The sequence below is a fragment of the Glycomyces sp. NPDC049804 genome (assembly GCF_040674615.1).
GTDB lineage: Bacteria > Actinomycetota > Actinomycetes > Mycobacteriales > Micromonosporaceae > Glycomyces > Glycomyces niveus.
This window is the reverse complement of sequence record NZ_JBFAMQ010000024.1, coordinates 13,925-38,903: the sequence shown is the minus strand read 5'-3', so window position 1 is coordinate 38,903 and position 24,979 is coordinate 13,925. Positions and strand designations below refer to the sequence as shown.

At 70.0% G+C, this 24,979-nt stretch carries 29 protein-coding genes; 15 read left to right on the top strand and 14 right to left on the bottom strand.

Annotated elements, in window-relative coordinates:
* Positions 1–12: 12 nt before the first annotated feature.
* Together AB0K52_RS24195 and AB0K52_RS24190 are read left to right on the top strand one after the other, a co-directional pair.
* On the top strand, positions 13–660 hold the full coding sequence (locus AB0K52_RS24195) for a hypothetical protein (RefSeq protein ID WP_363536595.1): 648 nt from the start codon (positions 13–15) through the stop codon (positions 658–660).
* Between the two features lie 73 nt (positions 661–733).
* On the top strand, positions 734–1,066 hold the full coding sequence (locus tag AB0K52_RS24190) for a hypothetical protein (protein ID WP_363536592.1): 333 nt from the start codon (positions 734–736) through the stop codon (positions 1,064–1,066).
* Between the two features lie 7 nt (positions 1,067–1,073).
* On the opposite strand, the gene AB0K52_RS24185 is transcribed toward AB0K52_RS24190, so the two are convergent.
* Positions 1,074–2,159 carry an NADH-quinone oxidoreductase subunit D gene (locus AB0K52_RS24185; RefSeq protein ID WP_363536623.1) on the bottom strand — a complete coding sequence of 362 codons (1,086 nt, stop codon included), beginning with the start codon at positions 2,157–2,159 and terminating at the stop codon, positions 1,074–1,076.
* Between the two features lie 188 nt (positions 2,160–2,347).
* Here AB0K52_RS24185 and AB0K52_RS24180 point away from each other — a divergent pair, with 188 nt between their 5' ends.
* Together AB0K52_RS24180 and AB0K52_RS24175 are read left to right on the top strand one after the other, a co-directional pair.
* Positions 2,348–2,788, top strand: a complete 441-nt coding sequence (locus AB0K52_RS24180; protein ID WP_363536589.1) for a DUF1707 domain-containing protein — start codon at positions 2,348–2,350, stop codon at positions 2,786–2,788.
* A 28-nt stretch (positions 2,789–2,816) separates the two neighbouring features.
* Positions 2,817–3,353 carry an SUKH-4 family immunity protein gene (locus tag AB0K52_RS24175; RefSeq protein WP_363536586.1) on the top strand — a complete coding sequence of 179 codons (537 nt, stop codon included), beginning with the start codon at positions 2,817–2,819 and terminating at the stop codon, positions 3,351–3,353.
* A gap of 1,673 nt (positions 3,354–5,026) precedes the next feature.
* Here the strand turns inward: AB0K52_RS24175 and AB0K52_RS24170 are convergent.
* Positions 5,027–5,344: a hypothetical protein gene (locus AB0K52_RS24170; RefSeq protein ID WP_363536583.1), complete on the bottom strand. Its 318-nt coding sequence runs from the start codon at positions 5,342–5,344 to the stop codon at positions 5,027–5,029.
* Positions 5,337–5,645, bottom strand: coding sequence for a hypothetical protein (locus AB0K52_RS24165; RefSeq protein ID WP_363536580.1), 309 nt, complete (start codon positions 5,643–5,645; stop codon positions 5,337–5,339). Before AB0K52_RS24165 ends, AB0K52_RS24170 begins: the two co-directional genes overlap by 8 nt.
* A 249-nt stretch (positions 5,646–5,894) precedes the next feature.
* Between AB0K52_RS24165 and AB0K52_RS24160 the strand changes: the two genes are divergently transcribed.
* The 3 genes from AB0K52_RS24160 to AB0K52_RS24150 all read left to right on the top strand — a co-directional run bounded on the left by AB0K52_RS24160 (position 5,895) and on the right by AB0K52_RS24150 (position 7,556).
* On the top strand, positions 5,895–6,734 hold the full coding sequence (locus tag AB0K52_RS24160) for a Scr1 family TA system antitoxin-like transcriptional regulator (protein WP_363536577.1): 840 nt from the start codon (positions 5,895–5,897) through the stop codon (positions 6,732–6,734).
* Positions 6,697–6,948, top strand: a complete 252-nt coding sequence (locus tag AB0K52_RS24155; protein ID WP_363536574.1) for a DUF397 domain-containing protein — start codon at positions 6,697–6,699, stop codon at positions 6,946–6,948. The genes AB0K52_RS24160 and AB0K52_RS24155 overlap by 38 nt, the downstream gene beginning before the upstream one ends.
* A 212-nt stretch (positions 6,949–7,160) precedes the next feature.
* A complete protein-coding gene (locus AB0K52_RS24150; RefSeq protein WP_363536571.1) occupies positions 7,161–7,556 on the top strand; it encodes a hypothetical protein in 396 nt (131 codons plus the stop codon).
* Positions 7,557–7,567: 11 nt separating this feature from the next.
* Here the strand turns inward: AB0K52_RS24150 and AB0K52_RS24145 are convergent, their stop codons facing one another.
* The 7 genes from AB0K52_RS24145 to AB0K52_RS24115 form a co-directional block, all read right to left on the bottom strand.
* Positions 7,568–8,089, bottom strand: a complete 522-nt coding sequence (locus tag AB0K52_RS24145) for an SUKH-4 family immunity protein (RefSeq protein ID WP_363536568.1) — start codon at positions 8,087–8,089, stop codon at positions 7,568–7,570.
* A 45-nt stretch (positions 8,090–8,134) separates the two neighbouring features.
* Complete coding sequence (locus AB0K52_RS24140) at positions 8,135–8,662, bottom strand: hypothetical protein (RefSeq protein WP_363536565.1); 528 nt, start codon at positions 8,660–8,662, stop codon at positions 8,135–8,137.
* 14 nt (positions 8,663–8,676) lie between these two features.
* Positions 8,677–9,219 (bottom strand): hypothetical protein, encoded by a 543-nt coding sequence (locus AB0K52_RS24135; protein WP_208499398.1) that lies wholly within the window; start codon positions 9,217–9,219, stop codon positions 8,677–8,679.
* Positions 9,212–9,706, bottom strand: coding sequence for a hypothetical protein (locus AB0K52_RS24130; protein ID WP_363536562.1), 495 nt, complete (start codon positions 9,704–9,706; stop codon positions 9,212–9,214). Before AB0K52_RS24130 ends, AB0K52_RS24135 begins: the two co-directional genes overlap by 8 nt.
* A 79-nt stretch (positions 9,707–9,785) precedes the next feature.
* A complete protein-coding gene (locus tag AB0K52_RS24125) occupies positions 9,786–10,109 on the bottom strand; it encodes a hypothetical protein (protein ID WP_363536560.1) in 324 nt (107 codons plus the stop codon).
* 2 nt (positions 10,110–10,111) lie between these two features.
* Positions 10,112–10,516 (bottom strand): YbaB/EbfC family nucleoid-associated protein, encoded by a 405-nt coding sequence (locus AB0K52_RS24120; RefSeq protein ID WP_363536557.1) that lies wholly within the window; start codon positions 10,514–10,516, stop codon positions 10,112–10,114.
* 240 nt (positions 10,517–10,756) lie between these two features.
* Positions 10,757–11,725 (bottom strand): glycosyl hydrolase, encoded by a 969-nt coding sequence (locus tag AB0K52_RS24115; RefSeq protein WP_363536555.1) that lies wholly within the window; start codon positions 11,723–11,725, stop codon positions 10,757–10,759.
* Positions 11,726–12,162: 437 nt separating this feature from the next.
* On the opposite strand from AB0K52_RS24115, the gene AB0K52_RS24110 reads away from it, so the two are divergent.
* The 3 genes from AB0K52_RS24110 to AB0K52_RS24100 are packed head-to-tail and all read left to right on the top strand — an operon-like array spanning position 12,163 to position 14,431.
* Positions 12,163–12,906 (top strand): 5-oxoprolinase subunit PxpA, encoded by a 744-nt coding sequence (locus AB0K52_RS24110; protein ID WP_363536552.1) that lies wholly within the window; start codon positions 12,163–12,165, stop codon positions 12,904–12,906.
* Positions 12,903–13,547 carry an allophanate hydrolase subunit 1 gene (locus AB0K52_RS24105; RefSeq protein ID WP_363536549.1) on the top strand — a complete coding sequence of 215 codons (645 nt, stop codon included), beginning with the start codon at positions 12,903–12,905 and terminating at the stop codon, positions 13,545–13,547. Before AB0K52_RS24110 ends, AB0K52_RS24105 begins: the two co-directional genes overlap by 4 nt.
* A complete protein-coding gene (locus tag AB0K52_RS24100; protein ID WP_363536546.1) occupies positions 13,544–14,431 on the top strand; it encodes a biotin-dependent carboxyltransferase family protein in 888 nt (295 codons plus the stop codon). Before AB0K52_RS24105 ends, AB0K52_RS24100 begins: the two co-directional genes overlap by 4 nt.
* A gap of 37 nt (positions 14,432–14,468) precedes the next feature.
* Here the strand turns inward: AB0K52_RS24100 and AB0K52_RS24095 are convergent, their stop codons facing one another.
* Both AB0K52_RS24095 and AB0K52_RS24090 read right to left on the bottom strand, forming a co-directional pair.
* The gene (locus AB0K52_RS24095) at positions 14,469–15,617 is read right to left on the bottom strand and encodes an aminotransferase class I/II-fold pyridoxal phosphate-dependent enzyme (RefSeq protein WP_363536543.1); all 1,149 of its coding nucleotides are present in this window, start codon (positions 15,615–15,617) and stop codon (positions 14,469–14,471) included.
* A 77-nt stretch (positions 15,618–15,694) separates the two neighbouring features.
* On the bottom strand, positions 15,695–17,752 hold the full coding sequence (locus AB0K52_RS24090) for a cytochrome c oxidase assembly protein (RefSeq protein WP_363536540.1): 2,058 nt from the start codon (positions 17,750–17,752) through the stop codon (positions 15,695–15,697).
* 229 nt (positions 17,753–17,981) lie between these two features.
* Between AB0K52_RS24090 and AB0K52_RS24085 the strand changes: the two genes are divergently transcribed.
* Positions 17,982–19,139, top strand: coding sequence for a DUF5925 domain-containing protein (locus AB0K52_RS24085; RefSeq protein WP_363536537.1), 1,158 nt, complete (start codon positions 17,982–17,984; stop codon positions 19,137–19,139).
* Positions 19,140–19,208: 69 nt separating this feature from the next.
* Here AB0K52_RS24085 and AB0K52_RS24080 read toward each other — a convergent pair whose 3' ends face one another.
* Positions 19,209–19,598, bottom strand: a complete 390-nt coding sequence (locus AB0K52_RS24080; protein ID WP_363536534.1) for a carboxymuconolactone decarboxylase family protein — start codon at positions 19,596–19,598, stop codon at positions 19,209–19,211.
* Between the two features lie 236 nt (positions 19,599–19,834).
* Between AB0K52_RS24080 and AB0K52_RS24075 the strand changes: the two genes are divergently transcribed.
* Both AB0K52_RS24075 and AB0K52_RS24070 read left to right on the top strand, forming a co-directional pair.
* A complete protein-coding gene (locus AB0K52_RS24075) occupies positions 19,835–21,238 on the top strand; it encodes a choice-of-anchor A family protein (RefSeq protein ID WP_363536531.1) in 1,404 nt (467 codons plus the stop codon).
* A gap of 131 nt (positions 21,239–21,369) precedes the next feature.
* Positions 21,370–22,044, top strand: a complete 675-nt coding sequence (locus AB0K52_RS24070; RefSeq protein WP_363536528.1) for a YoaK family protein — start codon at positions 21,370–21,372, stop codon at positions 22,042–22,044.
* Positions 22,045–22,071: 27 nt separating this feature from the next.
* On the opposite strand, the gene AB0K52_RS24065 is transcribed toward AB0K52_RS24070, so the two are convergent.
* Positions 22,072–23,070 (bottom strand): TIGR01777 family oxidoreductase, encoded by a 999-nt coding sequence (locus AB0K52_RS24065; protein WP_363536525.1) that lies wholly within the window; start codon positions 23,068–23,070, stop codon positions 22,072–22,074.
* 173 nt (positions 23,071–23,243) lie between these two features.
* Here AB0K52_RS24065 and AB0K52_RS24060 point away from each other — a divergent pair, with 173 nt between their 5' ends.
* Positions 23,244–24,116, top strand: coding sequence for a transglycosylase SLT domain-containing protein (locus AB0K52_RS24060; protein ID WP_363536522.1), 873 nt, complete (start codon positions 23,244–23,246; stop codon positions 24,114–24,116).
* A 95-nt stretch (positions 24,117–24,211) separates the two neighbouring features.
* Positions 24,212–24,874, top strand: coding sequence for a hypothetical protein (locus AB0K52_RS24055; RefSeq protein WP_363536519.1), 663 nt, complete (start codon positions 24,212–24,214; stop codon positions 24,872–24,874).
* Positions 24,875–24,979: the final 105 nt, after the last annotated feature.

The window sequence follows — 24,979 nt, the reverse complement described above, 5'->3', positions numbered from 1 at the left end:
CAGACTGGTGGCGTGTTCTCGAACCTCTCGGCGCAGTGGCGCCGCCGCCTGCGCGTCGCGGTCGTCGTGTGGGCGGTGCTGCTGGTCGCGCTCGCGTTCGCGGGGTCGCGCGCGACCGTGCGCGAGCAGGTCGACGCCGCCGAGGCGCGGGAGCTGCTCGACACCGTCATCGGCGAGGCCGCGGTCGCCTTCACCGGCGCGGCCGTGCTCGCCGTCGGCCCGCTGACGTGGGAGGCGTGCGACGTGACCCCGGTCCGAGCCGGCCTCTCGCTCGAGCGGACCCTCCAGGTGTCGGGCGCGACGCTCGACGACGTCGAGGCGCTGGCCGACCGGTTCGCCATGCGGGTCTTGACGAGCGAGGCCGACGGCGCCTCGTGGTCCGGGGAGACCGCGGACTTCATCGACGTCCGCATCACCGCCCCCGCCGCCGACCCGCCCGGCGGCCGTTGGGCTGAACCCGTTGCGGTACAGGCGATCAGCGGCTGCAGGCCGCTCGAGGCCCCGGTCGGATCCTTCACCCCCGACCCGCCCGCCGAGGCGACCGAGACCTGGACGTACGGCTCGATCGACTGCCCCGGCGGCGAGACCCTCTCGAGCTGGACGGAGCCGGTCGAGGCCCAGCCCCTGCGCGTCCACGAGACCACCGGCGGCTGCGGCTGAGGCTGCGAGCGGGCCGGCGCCGATGGAAGGGGTCGATCACCGACATCCCCACCCCCGTCAGGAGTCACGGTCGATGTCCTACCCCCAGGACGAGCAGAGCCGACTGCACCAGCAGTATTTCGGCCATCCATTGGCGTACGGATGCTGCGGGCCGCCGCAGGGGGCGCCGCAACACCAGCAGCACTGGCAGCAACGACCCGTCGCACCCGTCCATCCCGAACCGCGTCCCGCGGCCATCGAACGCGCGCCGCGCCAGCCGCAGGTCTACACCGGACCGCTGCCCGGCGGCGACCCCAAAGCGCAAGCGTGGAAGAACTACGGCATGCAGTGGCTGCTCGGCCTCGGCTTCCTCGCGGTCATCGGGATCTTCGCGCTCATCTACAACCTCGCCACCGGCGCCTGGTGAGCCCCGCTCACTTGTCGATGTCCCCCACCACGAAGAACATCGAGCCGAGGATCGCGATCATGTCCGGGATCAGGCATCCCGTCATCAACGTCGCCAGCGCCTGCACGTTCGCGTAGGAAGCGGTGCGCAGCTTGAGCCGCCACGGGGTCTTCTCGCCGCGGCTCACCAGGTAGTAGCCGTTGGCGCCCAGCGGGTTCTCGGTCCACACGTAGGTCTCGCCGGCCGGCGGCTTGAAGATCTTCGGCTGCTTCACGTTCACGGGGCCGTCGATGAGCGACGCCTGCTCCAGGCACTGGCGGGCGAGGTCGATCGAGACGGCGACCTGGTCGAGGAGGCAGATGAACCGGGCGTAGCAGTCGCCTTCGTTGCGGAGCACTACGGGCACGTCGAGCTGGTCGTAGGCGAGGTAGGGCTCGTCGCGGCGCAGGTCGAAGTCGAGTCCGCTGGCGCGGGCGACCGGTCCGGTGACGCCGTAGGCGGCGGCGGTGGCGGCGTCGAGGACGCCGACGCCTTTGGTGCGGGCGGCGAAGATCTCGTTGTGCCGCAGGAGTTTGTCGAGGCGGGCCATGCCGGTCTCGACGTCGTCGAGGGCGCGGTGGGCGCGGCCTTCCCAGCCTGAGGGGACGTCGGCTTTGAGGCCGCCGACGCAGTTGTACATGTAGTGGATGCGGCCGCCGCTGGCCTCCTCCATGACCGCTTGGAGGCGTTCGCGTTCGGTGAAGGCGTAGAACATGGGGGTGATCGCGCCGATCTCGAGCGGGTATGAGCCGAGGAACATGAGGTGGTTGAGGATGCGGTTCATCTCGGCGAGCGCCATGCGCAGCCAGACGGCGCGTTCGGGGACTTCGACGCCGGCGAGGCGTTCGGCGGCGAGGGCGACGCCGAGTTCGGAGGAGAACGCCGAGAGCCAGTCGTGCCGGTTGGCGAGGAGCATGATCTGGCGGAAGTCGCGCACTTCGTAGAGTTTCTCGGCGCCGCGGTGCATGTAGCCGACGATCGGCTCGCATTCGGTGACGCGTTCGCCGTCGACGCGCAGGCGCAGTCGCAGCACGCCGTGGGTGGACGGGTGCTGCGGGCCGATGTTGAGCACCATGTCGGCGGGTTCGGTGCCCGCTCCGACGCCGACGATCAGTTGCTGCCGCTCGCTCACGGTCCCATCGTCGCAGCTTCGGGGCCCTTGGGGAAGGGTCCGCCACGGCGGAACCGGCGGGAGGTTTCTCTGGCGTGGGTGGCGGCGTGCTGGCATTCTTGAGGGGCATCCGAGCATGGAGGTGTCGCTGAATGGACCGCGATCAGATGCGTGCGTCAGAGTCTGACCGGCAGATCGTGATGGAGCGGCTGCGGCAGGCGGTCGAGGAGGGCCGTCTCGACGTGCCCGAGTACCAGGACCGTGTGGACGCCGCCATGCAGGCGAAGGTGTACTCCGAGCTCGACATCCTGCTCGCGGACCTGCAGCAGCTGCCGCCCCCGGGGTATGCGGAGGCCGCGGTGGAGCCGACGGCGGTGATGCCCGCTTCGCTGTCGAAGGCGAACCAGCAGTTGCGCGACAGTGCGAACGAGGGCTCGCGGAAGTGGAAGATCACGGGCGTCGCGGTGGGGATCGCGGCGGTGGTGGCGTTGGTCCTGTTCGCGATCGCCCCGGAGATCTTCCTGTACTTCGCGATCGCGGTGCTGGTTATCCTGGTCCTGTTCGTGGTCGCGGCCGTCGCCGGACTCTTCTGACCCCTCGAATTCGAGTAAGGGAACCATAGTGCCCGACAAAGCCGCCTATCTGCAGGCCTGGGAGCCCGACAACACGGTCCCGTACCCGCGGGCCGAGTGGATGGCCGAGTACGCCGCCCCCGCCGCTGCCTACCCCGAGGTCGACTTCCTGCCCATCGACATGTCGGTGGTGTACACGGCGTACCTCGAGGACGCCCGGTTCGACCTCTACTCCCGGATCGATCTCGACATGAGCCGGGACGGGAAGCTCGCGCTCGCCGTGGTCGGCGCGGTGCCGGCCGACAAGGACGACATGCTGTTCTGCTTCGACACCGGCAGCGGCCAGATCCTCCTCCTCGGTGTCGGCGACGGGACGCTCGAGCTCGTGAACTCGACGTTCAAGGCGCTCACCGAGTTCCTGTACCATTTCGCGCGCTTCATCGACGCCGACACGGGCGGCGCGGGCCGGGCGCTGCGCGCGAAGGACTTGCGCGCCAAGCTGAAGTCCATTGACCCGGAGGCGCTGGCCGACCGCGAGTCGTGGTGGTCGATCGCGTTGATGCAGTTGGAGGGAACGCAGGGATAGCGGTCCGGTGAGCGGATCCCCGGCGTGCGCGGCCGAGGCCGGGTCGGATGCACGGCAGCCACAACCCATCAGCGACTGAACGCGGTGAGCGGTTTCCTGGTGTGCGCGGCCGGGGCCGGGCTGTCCTGGGCACGGCTGCAACCTTTCAGCGACGGAAGGGCCGGGGCGGCCCCGAGGTCGCGGCCGGGCTCCGGCCCGTTTCACTTGGGCTGCAACCAGTCAGCGACGGAGCGGTGCGGATACCTGACGCGCACTGCCGTAGCCGGGCCAGGGCCAGGCCGGTCCTGAGCGGCAGGGGTCTCGCGCCGGTCGATCTCGCGGGCTGCCGGCGTCCGCTGGTGCCGCTCTGGTCTGAGCGGGTAGCCGGGCGCGGCGAGCACCGAACCCGGGGCGGCGTCGGCACCGCGGCCGCCGCAACGACAACCACAGCCATCGCCGGTGCAGTCGCGGTCGTGATCGGGTCGTGGGTGCGCCTCGCGTCGCGAACGCTCGCGCACGCCGCTTTCGAACTCGGCTTCCCCATTGCCTTGCCACCTCCTTCCTCGTTTCCCGTATCAGCCTGCCGGCGTGTGCCCGCGCCGCGGTTCGCTTCCGTCAGAAGCCATGCCGCTGCCATGGCCGCTGCCCTCTTCCGCAGCAGCCGCTGCCGCTGCTCGCCCCGGCGACTTCCGCCGAATCTCCTGGCACCGCTACCGCTCGAACCCTCGAGCCAGTGATGCCAGGGCTGCTCCCAGGCCACACGCCAGCCGCTTCCCGGCCCGCACCGCCACACCGCCCCTGGTGTCGCCCTGCACTGGAAAGGCGGCACTGCGGTATTGCGGTGATGCGGCTCTTGCCGGTCCTACTCGCCCTCCTTCCTTGCTTCCGTTCCCGGCCCTTCACTTGGGCCTTCTGAGGCTTGCCTGGGCGTTGATCGGTTGCCGCGGGCACTCTTGAGGCACCTGTCGGCGGGATGTGGTTGGCGGCGGTCGGTGTGCTGGCGGTTGCCGCCCACTGTTGGACGGTCCGTGCCGCTGCCTGCACCAACACTGCCTGGTGATGTCCGGACTCCCGCTATGGTCGGCGTTGCGTCCTGTTGGACATGGTGTGCCTCGTTCAGGACACTCGCGGTCCGGTCGAGGTGATCCCGACCGGTCCGTCTCCCACCCAATGACCCACGAGGGGGTCGGTTCGCTGCGGGAACTGATAGCACCAAGGGGCGAGACCACCGGCCCCGTGAACGGGGCGATGTGCTCGGAACCGTCTGGTCAGCCGGTCGGCCATAGGCTTGTCGTAGTCTGCTTGCACCTACTGGACTCCTGTACGGATTCCCAACCCTTGTGCGTACCTCAATTGTCCGCCCTGCCGCCAGGACCGACAACACCCACACGGGTATGAAACCTTCACATTCGACGCCACACCGCCTGCGCCGCAACGAAACCCGTTCGCCACGCCCCCCTGCGGTCGGAAGTGTCGCCCGCCCATCCCGCCCCGCCGAGCCCGCGCCAACCCACCCCACCCCGCCACCCACCTTCTCGTCGCTGACCGCTTGAAGCGCAAGCCATCCGAGAGCGGCAGCCCGTCAACCGACCCCGGCTCTCCGCCCACCTCGTCGTCGCTGATCGGTTGAAGCGCAAGCCGATCGATGGCCCAACCCCAGCGCACGACCACGACCGACTGACCCCCAGTGCAGGCTAGGTCGCGATCAGAGCCTTGGATTGCTGGAGAATCCAGGGGCACCAGGGGTCGTTGTTCCAGGCTCCGTTCCAGACTGGTTGGTCTTCTGGGTCGTCGGTGAAGCGGCAGCATTCACGGGGCCCGACGCCGTCTTCGACGTCGATGAGGTAGCGGTTGGGGCCGTTCGGGTAGCGCGACTTGTCGGGGCCGAGGTCGTAGACGCTGAAGAGCGCCGGCCCCCTGGCGAAGTCGCCGAGGAAGCCCTCTGCGGGCGAGAGCCCGTCGGAGCGGAGCCGACGGCGGTCGTCATCGGAAGCGAAGGCGGTTTTAGCCATTGCACCACCTCACGGTGGCCGGAGCGTTCTCGATGCGGGTGCGGCCGCGGTTGAAGACCCGCATGGCCGCCTCCTCCACCCAGATCTTCCACGTGGGCTTGAAGGACCGCCAGAACGGGCCCCAGGTCGTCTTGTAGTTGCCGGAGTTCAGACCGGAGACCACGAGCACAATGTCCTCGTGCTCGCCTGTGACGACCTGGAACGAGTCCGGCGCGTGGGCAGTTGAAGTGCGGACCGTGTAGTCCCGCAGATCGTCATGGAAGGTGCCGCGCACCAGCGCGGCTGCTTCGGTGTTGCCCATCGTCTTGCTCCACTTCGAATCAAGTTGCGATGCGCTCAAGTTATGTCGACCGCAAGCCTCTGAACAGCAGGTTGATTTGCCGTGTTCACCCTGGCGCTCAATGCATGACTGTTTATCAGTGATGGTTTTGTCGTCACGGTTTTCGCGCGATGGGTTGGCAATGACGCTCTGAGACAGGTGTTTGCGGATTAGTGGCGGGATGTCATCATGAGTAGCCGAAAGGTCACAACTCCCTTTTAGGAGCCTTGTATGGCGCAATCTCATCTCGCCAGATGGTTCGCGGGCCGAGTCGCTTGGCTCGGCCGAAGCCGGGGCAAGTACACCCAGACCGATGTCGCCAACTTCCTCGGGAAGAAGTACCAGGCCGTTGCGAACCTCGAACAGGGGAAGCTCTTTCCCTCCGTTGGGGACTGCTACGCCATCGCCGACCTCTTCAACCTCGACGACGAGCTGAAGGAGTACCTGATCGCCATAGCGCGCAATGGCGCTGAGCAGAACTACCCGACCGACCGGCGCTTCAACGCCCTCTGCCTCCAGATGGCCGAGCGGTTCTACGGCGTGATCCTCAAGTGGGAGCCGCTGTTCGTCCCGGGGATCGGCCAGACCCGTGCCTACCAGTACAACATCCTGCGAGAAGCCGAAGGCACCACCGACGAACAGCTCAATCGCGGGTGGTCGTTCAAGAAGGAGCGCTTCGACACGCTCGCGGCGCGCACCGACAGGCCGCGAGTCGTGCTGCTCATCAGCGAGACCGCTCTCTTGAACCTGCGGTTCCTGAGCGCAGCCGACCGCCAGGAGCAGATCGACCACCTCCTCGCGCTCGACGCGCGTCCTAACTGGGCGGTCCGGATCGTCTCCGCGCTGCACCCGAACGTCGGAGGCTCGTTCGAAATCTATCGCCCCGGAAAGGCGGAGTTTGGAGGACCGGCCTTCGTCTACACGGAAGTCTGGGACAACAGCTGGTGCATCGAGGAACCCGCCAGAATCGGGCGTTACGATGACCTCTGGCAGATCCTCCTGGGGAAATCGATCACGCTGAAGGAGCACCTCGATGACCGACGTGACGGCTTGGCGCAAGAGCTCTCGTAGCGGCAGCGACAACAACTCCAGCTGCGTCGAACTGCGCCGGGCCTGGCGCAAGAGCTCTCGTAGCGGCAGCGACAACAACTCCAACTGCGTCGAGCTCTCCGTCTGCGGCGACTCGGACGGATTCCATGTCAGGGACTCGAAACTCGGTGACTTGTCGCCCGTGTTCGACCTTGCCGCAACGGATCTCGTCAGCCTGCTTCGTGCCGCGCGTTGAATGTGACGAAGCGCCCACTTCAGGTTTCATGACACGCCGGTACGAAGGTTGACACCAGAACGACGATCACTCACCATGGTGATCATGTGTCCGCTTTGTAGCGAGACACCCGCGAACTCAATCGAATAGGCATTCGTAAACGCCGCTCGGTGGCTCACAGCTACCAACTTTGTTCCACCGAGCGGCACCAAGGACAGGAAGGCGTACCTCCCATGTCGTACACGACCCTACCCGATTTCAGGGTGCCCGAAAACCAGCGCATCAGCGTTTCGCACGACCGTTCCGGCTACCTGCGAAGCACCAGCTCAGCGCCTCGACACCGCCGCCCGCTCCCCTACCCGGTCGAGTCGGACACGATGCAGCTCCGCACCGGTCGGCATCGTCGAGGCGAGCACCCCGATCCGCTCCCGGCCCCGGCCACGCTCGAGGCGTACGAGGCCAGGCTTCGCGAGATCGCGTTCCAGCGCTTCTTGCGCAAGTCGGCTGGTCTCGCCGCTGCCCATGTCTCCCACCGCAGACCATCGATCGCTGCTCGGATCGGCGCGGCGTTCAAACGCGCCGTCCACCGCGTCACCCGCAGCCCGCGCCTCGCCTCTACGACCTTTTGACCCGCCGCGCGCTACGAGGTGAGCTGGTCGAAGACCAGGGGCCACCAGGCGCCTTGGGCGAAGGCGTTGGGGTCCAGGCGGATCAGGGTCTCGCGGAGGGAGGTGGCGCGGGCGGCGCGGCCCTGCTTGCCCTCGTCGGCATTGACGAACTGCTGGAAGTGGTAGAGGAACTCGACGAAGCAGCGGTAGTTGGAGTTGACGGCCTGGACGTCGCGGGGGTTGGTCTGGTCGAGCTGGACGATGTCGCCGGTGGCGGGGTCGAGGGCGTAGAGGAGGTTCTTGTCGTCCTCGACGGCGCCGACCACGATGAGCCGCAGGTCGACCGAGCCGTCCTCGGTGCCGAGGCTGATCTCGTCGTAGAGGCCGGGGCTGCCGGGGAGGTAGGCGGTGTAGACGACCTCGACGTCAAGGGGCACTTCATCGCCCTCGGGGAGGGCGCCGGCCGGGAAGCCGTCGGCGAGCCAGTCCTCGCGGGGGTAGGGGATCAGTTCGTCTTCGGTCCACAGTGCTGCGTACTTCGCTGCCGCGGGCATACGGGCCTCCTCAGATCAGGGGTGCGTTCGGTTGCGGGACGAGGGTCAGGCGAAGCCGAGGTCTTCGATGAGGAGGCGCCACTCGTCCTCCTCCTCGTCCTCGGGGGTCTGGTAGCCGCCCGCGAGGTCGATGAGCTCCCGGTAGCGCGGGCCGAACAGGAACGCGTCGGCGAACGCGACCGGGCTCGGCGCGAGGGGTTCGGTGGGGAGCGGCGCGCCCTGCTCGACCGCCTCGATGAGGGCGTCGGCGTCGAGCAGGTGCACCGCGCCGGTCGCGGTGTCGGCGCACAGCGCGAAGCTGTAGCAGACGTTGCCGAACTGGACGAGGCCCGGGACGGGGTCGTGCAGGTCCCCCGCCCCTTGCTTGTCGAGTTCGGCCAGGACGTCCTCGGCGGGGAGGATGTCGATGAGGCCCATGCGGGTGCTCAGGCCGTCGAAGTGCCGGTACAGGTCGGCGAGCGCGGGCGGCAGGCCCTCGGTCTCGACGGGTTCGCCGAGCTCGTGGGCCCAGCCGTTGCGTTCGAGCTCCCCCATGCGGGGGCGGACGAGCGCGACCTTCGCGGCGAGTTCCATCGCGGTTGGTCCTTTCAGTACCCGATGACTCTGATGATGACGGGTGTGCCGTCGGGGACGCCTCTGAGCTGCCCGGCTATCTGGGAGCCGATGGTGCGGTTCGTGTAGGCGTCCATCCAGCGGAGGTTATCAGCGTGGTCGCGTCCCCCCAGCTGCAATTCGTGCACGTGGTCGGGGTCGAGTCCGTCCCCGGCCCGGTTGGCGGAGGTGCGGCCGCTGAACTTCTGGGCGATGCGCCGCTGCTCGGCGCGGTTGCCGCGGTGGCGTCCGGCGAGTTTGCGGATGGTGGCGCCGCGGTAGTTGCGGGTGATCTGCGGGTCGCGTTTCACCGGGGTCTTGCGGAGCTTGCCTTCGCGGCTGAGGCGCAGGAGCGAGTCGGCCTTCGTGCGGAAGTCCTTCTTGCTCATCTTGGAGTCGAACCTGATCGTCACGACCTTGGGTTTGACGCCGCGGCCCTTGCCGGCGCGGAAGAAGCGCGGGTTGTCGATGATCGCGGAGATGATCTTGGCGCCCTTGGAGACCGTCTTGCGGGCGGCCCTCGTGCGTGTCCTAGCCATTGAGCACCGCCTCGATCGCCATGTTGAGGAGCTGGTCGATGATCATCGAAGTGATCTGCTTGAAGATGGGGATCTCCAGGAGCGAGGCGCCGAACGTGGCGACCGCGGTGGCGATGGCCTGCGCGATCTGGATGGCGAGGGTGATGAGCTGGACGATCATCTGCATTTTGAGGGCGAGCACGACGCCGGCGGCGATCATGAGGCCGATGCTGATGATGTTGGAGGGCTCGCCGATGTCGGCGATGTTGCGCACCGCGGACTCGCCGTCCTCCCATTCGGAGCGGAAGGCGTCGATGTCCTTGCTGACGTTGCCGTCCATGACGGCGCGGGCGGCGCCCTCGAGCTGCTCGACCGCGCCGTTGAGCTGGTCGGAGAGTTTCGTCCAGTTGTCGCCGAGGTCGAACAGCTTCGTCTCGTCCGATTCGGGCCAGTCGTAGCCGAGCATGGAGAGCAGGCTCGTGAGTTCAGAAGGCAGTTGCAAACCCACAGGGGTCTCCTTCGTAAGGGGAGGAACGCAAAGGGTGACGGGGAAGGGCGCGGCGGGGCCGCGGCTGCGGGCGGGGGTGTCAGAAGCCGAGTTCGGCGAGGAGTTCGCGGAAGATGCGGGCGGCCTCGCTGTCGGCGGCCTCGTGGGCGTCGGCCATCTCGCGGAGGTTGACGGCGTAGTCGAGGAGGTCTTCGATGTTCGATTCGATGCACTCCATGAGGGCCTCCATGCACACCTGGTGCGCGAGGTCGAGGAGTGAGCCGATCATGTCGCCGCCGAATGAGTCGGCGAGGCCTTCGACGGCCGACTTGAACTCGTCGAAGACGCCTTGGACCATCTCGGTGGCCGCGTCGAGCGCGTCGGCGCCGCCGCGGATCGTGTCGAGGTCGAGTTCCACCGCCATGGTCAGGCCCCTCCCTGGAGTTTCTTCATGACGGCGCTGATCTGCGTGGTCATGGCGCGCATCTGGGCGAGGCCCTGGTCCTGGAGTTGGGCGACGGCTTCGCCGATGGCTTCCAGGTCCGGTGCGGCCGTGTCGGTCGCGAGCGACTCGGCGCGGGCGTCGAGGGCCGCGTTGACGGCGTCGCGGAGCGCCTCCTCGAGGAATTCGGTGCCCTCCTTGAGGACGCGGACCTCGGTGAACTCGAAGCGCTCGACGCGGCCGTTCGCGCCCAGCGTGACTTTGATGCGTCCGTCGGCCGCTTCGGCGGTGACGGGCGGGACCTGGTGGTCCTGTTGCGTTTGCCTGACGACGTCCAGTTGCGAGCGGGCTTCCGCCAGCTGCTGGGCGATGGCGTCCTCACCGAACATGCCGCCTCCGAGGGGCTCAATGGACTCAATACGAGTCTCAGCATAGTCCGGGTGCGCCACTTTCGGGTCCCCTGAATTCGCTTGTCTACCAGGGGTTTCGGCAAGTGTGTTTACTGAGCGTCACGATGTCGATTCTGTCCATATTGGTGCGCATTCGAGCGTGCACTGTCGTCCCAGTGGCGCGCTCCAGACACACGGAAGCCGCGCCCGATCCGGGCGCGGGCTTTCGTTCGCGGTGCGTCAGGCGCCGCCGCCGCGGAGGGCCGGGGCCTTGGCGGGGTCGGGGCGGTAGGGGAAGTGGTTGTCGCGGTCGCAGCGCAGCCAGCCGTCGCGGACATGGAGGCCCGCGACCTGGACGGTGGAGCGGCGGCCGCCGCCGGGGTGGGTGAAGTAGTAGAGGAAGCCCTCGTCGGGGCCTTGCGTCAGGGCCATGGCGTGGTGGCCGAGGGCTTCGTCGAAGGCGCGGCGGCCGGGGCCGGCGAGGAGGGGGACGGGCTGGCGGTGCCAGTGCTCGAGGTCGGTGGAGCGGTGGACGAGGAGGCCGGACCAGCCGTCGGTGACCATCCAGTAGACGCCGCCGAGGGGGAAGACGGTGGGGCCCTCCTGGGCCTGGTCGGTGACGGCGGGGCCGGACGGGGTCCAGGCGTACAGGTCCGGGGAGTCGGCGGCGTAGATGCGGCTCTCGCGGGACTCGTCCTTGAACCACATGCGCCACTTGCCGTCCGGGAGCCGGTGGACGGTGGCGTCGATGGCGCGCGCGGAGTCGAGGGCGAGGGTGGAGCGGTAGGTCCAGGCGGTGAGGTCCGGGGAGGTGTAGTGGCGGATCTCGGCGGGGCCGGTCCAGTCGTCGCGGGTGCCCTGGAGGTAGGTGACGTACATGTGCCACTGGCCGTCGTGGCGCAGGAGCTCGGGGGCCCACCAGGTGTCGCCGGGTTCGGCGCCGGGGAGGGCGAGCGTGTCGGTGTAGGTCCATTCGCGACCGTCAGGGCTCGTGGCGCGGCCGATGGCGGTGCCGTGCACCCAGGCGACGCCCGCGTCGGCGGCGGTGGCGCGGCGCTGGGTGTAGAGGAGGTGCCAGAAGCCGCTGTCGGCGTCGAAGACGACGGTGGGGTCGGTGGGGCCGTCGAAGACCGGGTCGGTGAAGAGCGGGGCGGGAGCGCGGTCGGACTGGGGCGACGGGTTCAGCGGAGCGGTCGGGCCGGTCGTCATGGTTCCTCCAAGAAGTCGGCGGCCGGGAGGCGGCCCCGGTGGGGTGCTTGAAACCTAGCCAAAGAAAACGCTTGCCGCAAGTTGGCCGAAGGGCCTGGTGCACTCGCATGGGACGCCCGCGCGCGGATGCTCGATCGCGGGCGGGCCTTGACCGCCCGCTCGGGCCGCCCGCTCGGGCCGCCCGCTCGCGAACCTGGCCTGGGCGGGTCGAAACCCTCCGGCCCGACCCCCGTCCCAAACCCCCACCCACCACGAGAGGGGAAGATAACGCCCAGCGTCGCAGCCGGGTCCGACAAGAAACCGGGCGCGGCGACGAGGCGTCACCCGAACGTGTCGAGAAGTGGCTGGCGCCTCACCCGAACGGGTGGGTCGGGGGTGGGGTTTCTCCCCCCGTTCCCGAAGCGCCCGAATCACTCGCACTCCGGTACCGTTTACGTATGGACCTCAACGCGGACCTGGGGGAGGGTTTCGGTCGCTGGGAGCTCACGGACGATGACGCCCTGCTGCGCATCGTCACGAGCGCGAATGTCGCGTGCGGCTTCCACGCCGGGGACCCGTCCACGCTGCGCCGCGTCACCGCCCTCGCCGCCGCAGGCGGCGTGCGCATCGGCGCCCAGGTATCCTATATGGACCTCGTCGGATTCGGCCGCCGTGAGATCGACGTCCCCCCAGCGGAACTGGCCGCCGAGGTCGCCTACCAGATCGGCGCGCTGCGGGTCTTCGCCGAGGCCGCCGGCGCTGGCGTCGCCTACGTGAAACCCCATGGGGCGCTGTACCACCGGGCCGGGCGCGACCCGGTCCAGGCCGCGGCCGTGATCGAAGGCGCGCAGCTCGCGGGCGTCGACACGGTGCTCACCCAGCGCGGGAGCGCGCTCGACCTCCTCGCGACCGAGGCCGGGATGCGCGTCGCGGGTGAGGCGTTCGCCGATCGCGGGTACCTCCCTGACGGGCACCTCGTGCCGCGCGGGCTCCCGGGGTCGCTGCTCGGGCCCGACGAGGCGGGCGCGCAGGCCGTGTCCCTCGCCGCCGACGGTGTCGTGACGGCGATCGACGGCACCAGGATTCGCGTTGCGGCCGAATCGATCTGCGTGCACGGCGACGGTCCCCACGCGGTGGCGGTCGCCGCCGCGATCCGATCCGCATTGGACGAACGAGGCATCGACGTGGAGGCTTTCTCGTGAGCACCATTCCCACTGACAGGCTCAGGCCGCTCCCGGCCGGGCCGCGAGGCATCCTGATCGACTGCGGCACCACGGAGGTCGCGCGCGCCTGCTACCGCTCGCTCCAGTCCCGGCGCATGTCCGGCCTCCTGGAGGCCGCGGACCTGGTGCCGGGCGCGACGACCGTGCTCGTCGACGGCATCGACGAACCCGAACTGCTCGCCGCCGAACTCCCCGGCTGGCCGCTCACCGACGAGGCCGACGCCGCGGGCGAAGCCGTCGAGATCCCCGTCTGCTACGACGGCCCCGACCTCCAGTCCGTGGCGGAGCAGTGGGGTGTGCGGCCCGAAGAGGTGGGCGACATCCACTCCGGCATCGAGTACGAGGCGGCGTTCTGCGGGTTCTCCCCGGGGTTCGCGTACCTCGAAGGCCTGCCCGAGCGGTACCAGGTGCCGCGCCGGGAGAGTCCGCGCACGTCGGTGCCGGCCGGGTCGGTGGCGATCGCCGGCCCCTACACGGGCGTGTACCCGCGCACGAGCCCCGGAGGGTGGCAGCTCATCGCGACGATGACGAACCCGGGCAGGCTGTGGAACGAGCACCGCGAACCCGCGGCGCTCCTCGTGCCCGGCACCAAGGTGCGGTTCGCGGCGGTGCGGGTATGACCCACATCGAGATCCTGCGGGCGGGCGTGCTCACGACCTGCCAGGACGCCGGCCGCCCCGGCTGGGGCCACCTCGCCGTGCCGCCTTCGGGAGCGGCCGACCGCCCGTCGTGGCGGCTCGCGAACCAGTTGGCGGGCAACCCGACCGGCGCTTGCGCGCTCGAGACGACCCTGAACGGCTGCACCGTCAAGGCCCACCGGAACGTCACCGTGGTCGTGGGCGGCGCGCCGTGCCCGGTCACCGTCGACGGACGCCCGGAGGCATGGGGCCAGCCGGTGAAGCTCAAGGCCGGGTCGGTGCTCGACGCCGGGCCGGCAGAGGTCGGCGTGCGCTCGTATCTGGCGTTCTCCGGTGGGCTGCACCCGAAGTCGAGTCTCGGCTCGCACTCGACATGCCTGCTCTCCGGGCTCGGCCCGCAGCCGCTCAAGGACGGCGACACGATCCCGCTCGGCCCCAGCCCCGCGCACCCGCCGCTGCCGACGCAGTGGCCCGCGCCGTGGGCGGGGGTGAGCGAGGAGATCGTCATGAAACTCCACCTGGGCCCGCGCCTGGAATGGTTCCGGCCCGAAGCGGTGGCCGAGCTCGCGCGCGGCGTCTGGACGGTCTCGGAGCACTCCAACCGCATCGGCCTGCGACTCGACGGACCCGCGCTGCGCCGCATGGACTCCGGAGAGCTCCCCAGCGAGGGCATCGTCGCGGGCGCCCTCCAGGTGCCACCGAACGGGCAGCCGATCCTCTTCGGGGCCGACCACCCGACCACGGGCGGCTACCCCGTGATCGGCGTCGTCGGCGCCGAGGCCCAAGCCGCCGCCGCACAGGCCCGCCCGGGCACGAAGATCAGGTTCGCCCCGATCCCCATGCCCCACTGGAGCAGTCGGGCCTGACCGCTGGGCGCCCGGTCGCGGGCCGGGCGCCTCGCCTTCAGTCGCGCAGCGCCTGCTCGAAGTCGGCGAGGAGGTCGTCGGCGGCCTCGATGCCGGTGGAGAAGCGGATGAGGTCGTCGGTGATGCCCGCCGCCGCGCGCTCCTCGGCGGAGATCTTGGCGTGGCTGCTGATCGCCGGGCGCGTCACCAGCGACTCGACCCCGCCGAGGCTCGCTGCCGCGTAAGGGATCTCAAGCGACTTCAGCAGCCGCTCCGCCGCGTCCAGTCCCCCGGCGGGCCGGAACGCGAGCATCGACCCGAAGCCGCTGAACAGCTCCACCGCGCGGGCGTGGTCGGGGTGCGCCTCCAGGCCCGGGTAGTGGACCTCCGCGATCGCCTCGTGCCCCTCCAGGAACCGCGCCAGCGCGAGCGCGTTCTCGCCCTGGGCCCGGACCCGGATCGCGAGGGTCTTGAGGCCCCGCGCGAGCAGGAACGCGGTGTGCGGGTCGAGGCTGCCGCCGAAGAGGGTCAGGTAGTGGCGGACCCGCTCGATGCGCTCGGCCGTGCCGGTGACGACGCCGGCGGTGAGGTCGGAGTGGCCGTTGAGGCCCTTCGTCGCCGAGTGGCAGACCAGGTCGTAGCCCAGTTCGTGCGGCCGGAACAGGACCGGGGTGGGGAAGGTGTTGTCGATGATCGAGGTGAGGCCGTGCTCGCGCGCGAACCCGGCGATGCCGGCGAGGTCGCCGACCCTGATGAGCGGGTTGGTGATCGACTCGACGTAGATCGCCTTGGTCTGCGGCGTGAGCGCGGCGGCCCAGGCCGCCGGGTCGTAGGCGTCCACGAAGTCGACGCCCCAGCCGATGCGGCGGGACTCCTCGGTGAGGAGGGCGTGGGTGCCGCCGTAGATGTTCCCGGCGACGATGATGCGGTCGCCGGAGGCGAGCTCGCTGTTCAGCGCGGTCGAGATCGCGGCCATGCCGGAGGCGGTGGCGAGGGCGACCTCGGCGCCTTCGAGGGCGGCGAGCTTGTCGTGGAGGTAGGTCTGGGTGGGCGTGTTCGCGTAGCGGAGGTAGTCGACGCCGCCGTCGGGGGCGATCTCGTAGACCGTTCCCTGGTAGATGGGGAAGACGACGGAGCGGTCGCGCGCGGGCCGGGGTTCGGCGGCGTGGACGGCGAGTGTTTCGATGCTGACGTTCTTGGCGGTCATGGGGAAACGGTACGTGGCGGCCGGCAGGTGCCGCATCTGTCGAACGACCGGTTCGGGGAGTGCCGAACGTCAGGGGGTCAGCGGCGCTCCTGGTCGAGGCCGGCGAGGTAGGCGTTGTAGACCTCGTGCGGGTCGTCCTCGGGGCGGCCGCTGGCGGCGGCGCGTTCGGCGATGCGGTCGAGGCGGCGGCCTTCGCGCTCTTCGGAGCGGGTCCATTGGGCGATGAGGACGACGATGATGATGAGGCTGGGGATCTCGCCGAAGGCCCAGGCGATGCCGCCGCCCGCGCGCTGGTCGGCGAGGAGGTCGCCCGCCCAGGGGAGCGCGATCTGGGTGTACCAGTCGGCGGCGATGAGGCTGGTGCCCATCATGAGCGTGAGGCCGAAGATCGCGTGGAAGACGATCGACACGAAGTAGAGCAGGACCTTCGCCGGGTACGTGAGCGGTCGCGGCTTCGGGTCGGGGCCGACGACGACCCAGAAGAAGAGGCTGCCGGCGGCGAGGAAGTGCAAGGTCATGAACAGGTGCCCGAAGTGCGAGCGCATCGCCCACTCGAACATGCCCGTGAAGTACATGAGGTACAGGCTGGTCAGGTAGATGAAGAGGGCGACGAGGGGGCGCGAGACGAGTCGCGACCAGCGGCTGTGGATCGCGGCGAGCAGCCATTCGCGGGGCCCGCCGGCGCGGTCGGGTTTGAGCGCCCGGAGCGCGAGGGTCACGGGCGCGGCGAGGACGAGGAGGATCGGCGCGAGCATGTTGAGGGCCATGTGCTGCACCATGTGGGCGCTGAACATGACCATCCCGTACTTGCTGAGCCCGGATGAGGTGGTGATGACGACGACGGCCCAGCCGGCGATCCACAGGGCGGTGCGGTACCAGGGCCAGGCGTCGCCGCGGCGGCGCAGGCGCACGACGCCGGCGACGTACGCGCCGACGAGGGCGAGTGCGGCGGTGCAGAACAGCACGGAGGGGTACCAGTCGAAGGCGACGGCGGCGGCGTCGATCGGCCCGGGGGTGGGAAAGCCGAGGAGGGCCGTGTTCGGGTCGGGCAGTTCCGCGGAGGGCGGGGGCGTCACGGACAGGGACGAGGCGAGGCCGAACGCGATCGCCATGAGCCCCAGTTCGACGGCGGCGAGCCTGGTGAACGCGGACCGGTCGCCTTGGGCGACGCGCGGGAGGGTGGCGCGGCGGTGGGTCCAGCCGAAGAGGCCGCCGATGGCGAGGACGGCGAGCTTGGCGAGGGCGATGCGGCCGTATGAGGAGGTCCACAGGTCGGTGACGTCGACGTTGGCGCAGAAGACGATCAGGCCGGAGAAGCCGATCGCGGCGTACGCGAGCACGGCGGCGTTGGAGTAGCGGCGGGCCGCGACGGCCGGGTCGCGGCGGGCGATGAACAGCGCGAACAGGCCGCCCGCCCAGAAGGCGGCGGCGATGACGTGGATGAGGAGGCCGTCGACGGCGATCTGGTGGTTCCCGTTGGAGGCCGAGTGGCCGGTGAACACGGGCGGGAGGGCGGCGGCGACGGCGAGCGCGGCCGCGCCGACCGCGCCGGGGATGGTGAACGCGCGCGCCGCGACCACGGCGGCGGCGGTCGCGAGCAGCGCGGTCAGGCCGAGCGCCTGCCCCTGCTCGTACTGGCCGACGTAGGACCACAGGCCCATGGCGGTGACGCCGCCGAGCGGGCGGGCGAACGAGTTCGCGAAGTCGACCGGGAGGCTGACCAGGGCCACGGCCGCCCAGATGCCGGAGGCGGCGGCGCCGACGCGCAGCCACCGCCAGGACTGGCCGGTGAGCCGGGCGCGGTCGCCCTGGCGTCCGGGCAGGAAGCACGCGGCCGCGATGGTGCAGCCGACGGCGGCGAGCATCGCGAGGTCGTACCCGTACTTGAGGAGGCCGGCGGCCCACGTGACCGTCGGGTCGGCTGTCGACAGGCCCGGCAGTTCCGAGACGTCAACGGCCCCACCGAGGTCGAGGGCGATGACGGCGACGGCGAGCCCGGCGAGGACGGCCGCCGCGACGGCGAGCGCGCGCAGCCCGCGGCGGGGCGCCCGCGCCCGCTGCCCGCCTCGGGACCCCGCGCCGCCGCCAGGTATGGTAGCGGCGGTGTTTTGGCTGGTCTCGGTCGATGCGGTCACGTAACCCAGCATGGCTGATTGTTCCAGCTCACGCCCCACCGGGTGGGGTCCAGTTATCTCCGGCAACTCCACGGCGGGCCCCGCGGGCGCACTCAGAGCCGTGTCGGGGTTGTAAGGCAGGGTTGAAGAACACGGTCATAAGGCACGCTCGCGGAGCGCGGTTCGCGGAGCCGTGCGACGGCAGTCACGGCGGCGGAGGCGTCGCCGTAGTTTTCTATGGTGGATCGCGATGGGAATCATCGAAAGACGCGGTGAGATCATGAACCTGCTTCACGGCAGCGGTGGTGTGCTCGGCAACATGCACTTCACCCTCGACGGCTCGGACGACCCGTCCAACGTGCTGAACCTGATGGCCCTGGACGCGTACGTCTCCGGCGCGCAGCCCCACGCGGTGGTGCGGGCGCTCGACATGGTCGCCGACGACGTCGACCTCATCCCCGAGGGCGGTTCACTCGTCCGGTCGATTTCCGGGGCCTCTTTCCTGCAACTGGTGACCGGCGACGACTGGACCCTCCGCACCCAGCGGTGGCGCGACGGGTCGGGCCAGGCGGTCGTGACCGCCGTGACGCGCGAGCGCGCCGAGGAGATCGCCGCGTACCTGACCGACCGCACCGGCTCGGTCGAGGAGGTCGGCGAGGACAAGGTCGACATGGGCTTCTGGTACCGGTCGGCGCGCGGCCCGTTCCGGTCGACCCGGTCGATCAGCGCGCCCCGCTGGCCCGAGATCGAGCGGAACTACTCCTCGAGCGCGGGAGCCGCGCTGGGCAAGCTCATGTCCACGCAGGCCTCTGACGTGACGGGCCGACTGGTCCTGTTCCACGGCCCGCCCGGGACGGGCAAGACGACGGCGCTGCGGGCGCTCGCCCGCGAATGGGCGCCGTGGTGCCAGGTCGACACGGTGCTCGACCCGGAGGCGTTCTTCGCGGACCCCTCCTATCTCATGGAAGTCATCATCGGGTCGGAGATGGACCTGGTGCTGGACGCGGATCTGAACCCCGACGAGCCGCGGCGCGGCCACTGGCGGCTGATGGTCCTCGAGGACTGCGACGAGCTCATCCGCGGCGAGGCCAAGGAGGCGTCGGGCCAGTCGCTGGCGCGGCTGCTGAACCTGACGGACGGCCTGCTCGGGCAGGGCCGCGAGATCATGGTCGCGATCACCACGAACGAACGGCTCGACCGGCTGCACCCGGCGGTGGTGCGTCCCGGGCGGTGCCTGGCGCAGATCGAGGTCGGGGCGCTCTCGGCGCTCGAGTCGAGCGACTGGCTCGGCGGCGAGCCGGTGCGCGACGCGATGACCCTCGCGGAGCTGTACGCGCGACGCGGCGGCACGGACCCGACGACGACCGAGACGGCCATCCCGCAGCAGCAGATCGGGCAGTACCTGTAGACACGCGCGCGGTGAAACGCGGCCGGGGCGCATCGTCGACGATGCGCCCCGGCCGCGTTTCGCATGCGCTCAGCTCGCGGCGTCGCGGGCGGCGAAGACCTCCCTGGCGGCCTCGACGGCGTTGATGGCGGCGGGGAAGCCCGCGTAGACGGCGATCTGCACGAGCGCTTCGATCACCTCGACCCTCGTGCAGCCGGCGTTGAGGGCGCCGTTGATGTGGAAGCGCAGCTGCGGGGCGGCGTTGCCCAACGCCGCCAGCGCGCCGATGGTGACGAGCTCGCGGTCGCGCAGTTGGAGTTCGGGACGGGTGAGGACGTCCCCGTAGGCGAATTCGGCGATGAACCGGCCCAGCTCAGGGGCGATGTCGGCCAGTGAGGTGACGACGGTCGGCTCGGCCTCGCCGGAGAGCTGCTGGAGGGTCTTCAGTCCGCGCTCGTGGCGCTCATCGGGGTGGTCCATGTGCATCCTCCTTGGTCGTGTGAGGAATGGATTCGCTTGCCCCACAAGGTCAATCCTCCAACACCAGGCATCAGGGCCGCAAGACTCGCCGCCCGGGCGGCGCAAGCGCGCACTCCGGCAGGGGACGGACCGTTCCCGGTGATTCGAGCGTTTTACCCGGTACACGCGGTTGGCCTGCGGTTACGCTCTTTCGGCACCTCCGGTACGGCCGACGACGAACGACTCTGGGGAGCGCCATGCCTGACCGACCGTCCACGAACGTCACTCGCAAGCGGACTCGGCGTTTCGCGCTCACCGGAGCTGCGGGGGCCGCCGTCGCCGCCGCGATCGCGGCGGGCGGCACATTGCCCGCGGCCCACGCCGCCACCGCGTACAACCCGCTCGCCCCGGCGCTCGGGTTCAACTCGTTCGTGGAGGACGAGACGCTGCTGGCCTCGCTCGAGTCCGAAGGCGGTGTCGCCACGGGCGGGAACCTCGTGGTCGCGGGGTCGTACAACGTGAACATCCATGACGCGAGCACGTTCACCGCGCCGGGCGACTCGGTGCCGAGCGCCCTCGTGGTGGGCGGCCGGGTCGACTTCGGGCAGGTCCCGGGCAGCTGGGTGGTCGAGGTGCACGACTACGCGAAGGTCGGGGATCTGACGGGCGTGGACGTGAGGAACACCGACATGAACAACGCCTCGGTCAACACGCGTGTGGTCGCGGACGGCGCGGCGTACGAGTCGGTGCCGCGAATCGAGCTCAACCGGCAGCAGGCGCTCTCGTCGGTGGGCCCGGCGTCGCCGATCGACTTCGGCGCGGCCTTCGAGGAGCTCCGGGCGAACGCGGAGGCGCTGTACGGGTGCGAGGCGACCGAGGTCGAGATGCGGGACGACCAGGGCACGCCCATCCCGAAGGGAGGAGTCCAGCCGGGTCAGCAGGTCAGGATCTCGCTGACGATCGGCACGGCCGACGATCCCGTCACGAACGTCCTCAACGTGACCGGCGAGGACTTGAACGACATGTCGGACCTGGTCTTCCTCGACGCGCCGGACGCCAACTCGCCGCTGGTGATCAACGTGGACACTTCGGGGACCGGCGGCGAGATGGACTGGACTGTCGAGACCCAGGCCGGTATCAGCGGCAGCCAGGCGCCGTACATCATCTGGAACTTCAGGGACACGACCCGGCTGAGCCTGGTCGGCGGCGACACGGTCGAGGGCTCGATCCTCGCGCCCGACGCCGACTACTCCGACATCAGCCCCACCAATGTCGAGGGGCAGATCATCGCCAGGAACGCGCACCTCGGCGAGGTCGGCGAGAACGGCGGCGAGATCCACCACTTCCCGTTCGCGGCGGAATTGGTGTGCGAGGACGACATCGGTCCCGACGACACGACGGGGGCGCCTACGACCGGAGACGCTCCGACGACCGGGGACACGCCGGCGAACGGCGGCTCGACCACGTCGCCAGGCGGGGACGGCGCGACGGACGACAGCGGGTACAGCGGCAGCGATTGGCACACCGGGTCCGCGGACGACGGCGACGAGCTGGCGTCCACGGGCGGGGACGCGCAGGCGTTCATGTTCGCCGCGGCCGCGCTGGCGGCGGTCGGTGCCGCGGTGCTCATCGCTGCGGGCAGAAGGCGCGCGAACGAGTAGGCGCAGTGGCCAGGGCCCGGCTTTCGGCGGTTCGATCGACGCGGTGCCTCGGCCGGGGTTAGCCTGGGCCGCATGTGGCACCGCGTCGATCCCTCCGCACCCTCACTGCCGCAGCGCATCGGCGCGATCCGATGAGAGCCGCGACCCCCACGTACGCGCACGCCTGGACCGCGCTGTTGCTCACCGCGATCGCCGGGGCGGTCGACGGCGCCGGGTTCTTGAGCCTGAGCCAGCAGTTCGTGGCGAACCAGACGGGTAACGCCGTGCTGCTCGCGGTGTCGCTGTCGGGAGAACTGACCGGCCGGTACGACGGCCTCTCCCCTATCGGCCCGCTGTGGTCGCTGCTCGGGTTCTCGCTGGGCGCGGTGCTCGCCTCGTTCGCGACGCGCCGCCACGTGCTGACGAGCTTCGGGGTGCCGCTGCTCCTGGTCACGGAGGTCGTGGTGCTCGGGCTGGCCGGGCTCGCGCAGTCGTTCACGCTGTCGATCGCGTTGGCGGCCTTCGCGATGGGCGTGCAGAGCATCCACGCGGCGCGCATCGGTCTCGCGGGTGTGTCGACGACGGTGCTGACCGGGACGCTCATCGCGCTGTTCACGAACCTCTCCGGCGGCCGCCGGGGTCTGCGGCAGGCGCGGCTGCAGGCCGGGGTGTGGGCGGTGTACCTGGTGGCGGCCGGGCTCGGGTCGGTGCTCGCGCACGCGGTGTCGTTCAGTGCGGTGTGCTGGACCGCCGCGGCGGTGGCGGCGGCGATGGCGGTGGCGGCGTTCGTCGAAGCGCACCCCCGCCCGTTCGCCTGGCGCCCCTGACCGGGGCGCGGATCGGATTCGGCCGGTTCAGCTGCCGGTCAAGGCCCTCACGGCTTTGAGTCCGGGGCGGCGCAGGAGCGGCCACTTCCGTTCGGCGGCCGTGCGCCGGGCCAGGTCGTCCGCGGCGGCTTCCCATGCGGGGTATTCGAACTCGAAGCCGGCGTCCTCGAGGCGGCCGGGGATGACGCGGCGGCTCTTGAGCAGCAGCTCGGTGTCGCTGCGAAGCGCGAACGCGCCGATTTCGGCCATCCACTTCGTCGCGGGGAGCCCGAAGTGCCCGCCCCAGGCGCGGCGGATGGTGCGCATGAGGTCCTTCTGCCGCAACGGGTGCGGGGCGGCGAGGTTGACCGGGCCGGACAGGTCGTGGTCGATGAGGAACTGGACGGCGCGCGTGAAGTCCGCTTCGTGGATCCACGACACGAACTGGCGCCCTCCGGCGACCGGCCCGCCGAGGCCGAGGAGGGCCATGCGGGAGAGGACGTCGAAGACCGCGCCGCGGTCGGTGCTCATCACCATCGCCGAGCGCAGGGCGACCTTGCGGGTGCGCGGGGTGTCGGCCTCGTCGAGGGTGCGTTCCCAGGCCCGGGCGATGTCGATGCTCTTGGACCAGTAGGCGGGCGCGTCGGGCTCGTTGCCGCCGATGATCCCGGTCGCTTCGTCGTTCGCGCGGTCGAAGGTGTGGGCGTAGATGGTGGCGGTGCTCATCTGCAGCCACACGGCCGGAGGACGCTCGGCGGCGGCGATGGCCTCGCCGAGGACGCGGGTGGAGTCGACGCGCGAGCCCATCATCTCGGCGAGGTTCTCGCGGGTGTAGCGGCAGCTGACGCTCCGCCCGGCGAGGTTGATGACGGCGTCGGCACCGTCGACGGCCTCGGTCCAGGGGCCGAGGGTGCGGCCGTCCCAGTGCAGGTGGTGGGGGCGGGAAGGGCTGCGGGTGAGCACGACGAGGCGGTGGCCGGCGGCGAGGAGGCCGCGTTCGAGGACGGCGCCGACATGGCCGGTGCCGCCGGGGATGACGATCTTCATGAGGTTCCTCCTTCCCTCCCAAGCGTACTCCATTTATTGAACACGTTCAAATACTTTCCGAGTGCGACCGGACACGCGCCGCCCGAACGATACGGCGTCCGACGGTCCCCGCTGAGGACCCGCGATCGGTACGCTGCCCACAGTGAACGTGACGTTCAATGAAGGACCCCTCCATGACCGATGCACCTCTCGACGACGATCCTGACGAGGACCGCTCCCCCGGCACCTGGATCGTGGTGTTCGTGCTGCTGCTCGCCGCCGTCGGGGTCGGCGTCTTCCTGATCCTCCCCTCGGGCGACGACAGCGGCGGGACCTCGGCGGCCGCCACCACCTCGATCACCGACGAAACCGCGTCACCGACGGCGTCCGCGAGCCCCCAGCCGAGCCCCGAACCGCTCAGCGAACCAGCGCCGAACCTCGACGAGACCACCAACGCGGCCGAGACCACGGAACCGGCGCTGCCGACCGTGCCGCCCTCTGAGCACCCGCCCTGCACCGCCTACCTCGACACCGGACCGGCCTCGGCCTCGGAAGTCGAAGCGGCGCTTGAGAACGCGGCCGGCACCCAATTCTGGACCAACTCGAGCGTCGAACTCCCCGACGACCTCGTCAAGGCCGTCTCGTGGATGGAGAGCGGCTGGCAGTCCGACATCGTGGCCTGCGACGGCGGCACCGGCCTCATGCAGATCCAGCCCGAGACCGAGGAGTTCATCAACACCCGGTTCGAACTCGACCTCGACCGCACGGGGGTCGAGGAGAACGCGATGCTCGGCAGCGCGCAGCTCCAGTGGCTCGCGAAGTACTTCGCGGTCAACTACTTCGGCGGCGCCGACCCGGGCAGCTACTCGCTCGAGGACGACTGCGGCAGGGACGACACCGTGCCCGACCATCTCGAGCGGTGCCTGCTCAACGCCGTCATCTCGGCGTACCAGGCGGGCTTCGGCACCGTCGAAGCCGCCCTCGACGCGGGCGGGCACCCCGACTACCCGAATCCGCAGTACATCGAGACGGTCCGGGCACTGCTCGACCTGCGGCCCTGGGCCTGAACCGCGACAGAGACCGCTCATCGCCCGGTCGCGTTCGCGTATTTGTCGGTGCGATCGCGTAGCCTGCCGAGGTTCGCGACGAGCTTGGAGGCCCCGTGAAGTTCAGGAAGATCGACGACAAGCGTTCCATGCGGAAGCCGCTGTGGGAGCAGGAGCGGCTCCGGCCCTTCGACGAGGAGCCCGAGCCGGACTTCGAACTCAGCGAGCGCCTGATCGACGGCCTGGAGTGGACGGGCGGTCAGGGCGACGGCAGCCTGGACCAGTCGCTGCTGCGCGGGGTGGACTTCTCGGGGACCGTGCTCGCTCCTTTCGAGATCGTGGACGTGACCGTCGAGCGTTCGGTGCTGGCCAACGGCCGCTGGGAGCGGACGACCGCGCGGCGGCTGGAGATCACCGACAGCCAGCTGGTGGGTTGGCAGGCGCAGTTCGAGCTGGCCCAGGACGTCTACATCGCCGACTGCCGGGCGGATTTCGCGGGCATCTCGATCGGGACGGCGAAGGGGCCGGTGGTCTTCGAGCGGTGCCGCTTCATGAACGCGACGTTCCTCGGCGACCTCTCGAAGACCGTGTTCATCGACTGCGCCTTCCCCGGCGCGGACTTCTCGCGGATCGGCAACGCCAAGGGCTGCGACCTGCGCCGCGCCGAGCTGTCGGGCATCACCGGCCTGATGAGCCTGCGCGGGGCGCTCATCACCGCGGACCAAGCGGTCGAGATCGCCGGGGAGCTTGCGACGGCGGCGGGTTTCAAGCTGGCTTGATCGGCGTTGCGGCGTTGCGGCGTTGCGGCGTTGCGGCGTTGCGGCGTTGCGGCGTTGCGGCGTTGCGGCGTTGCGGCGTTGCGGCGTTGCGGCGTTGCGGCGTTG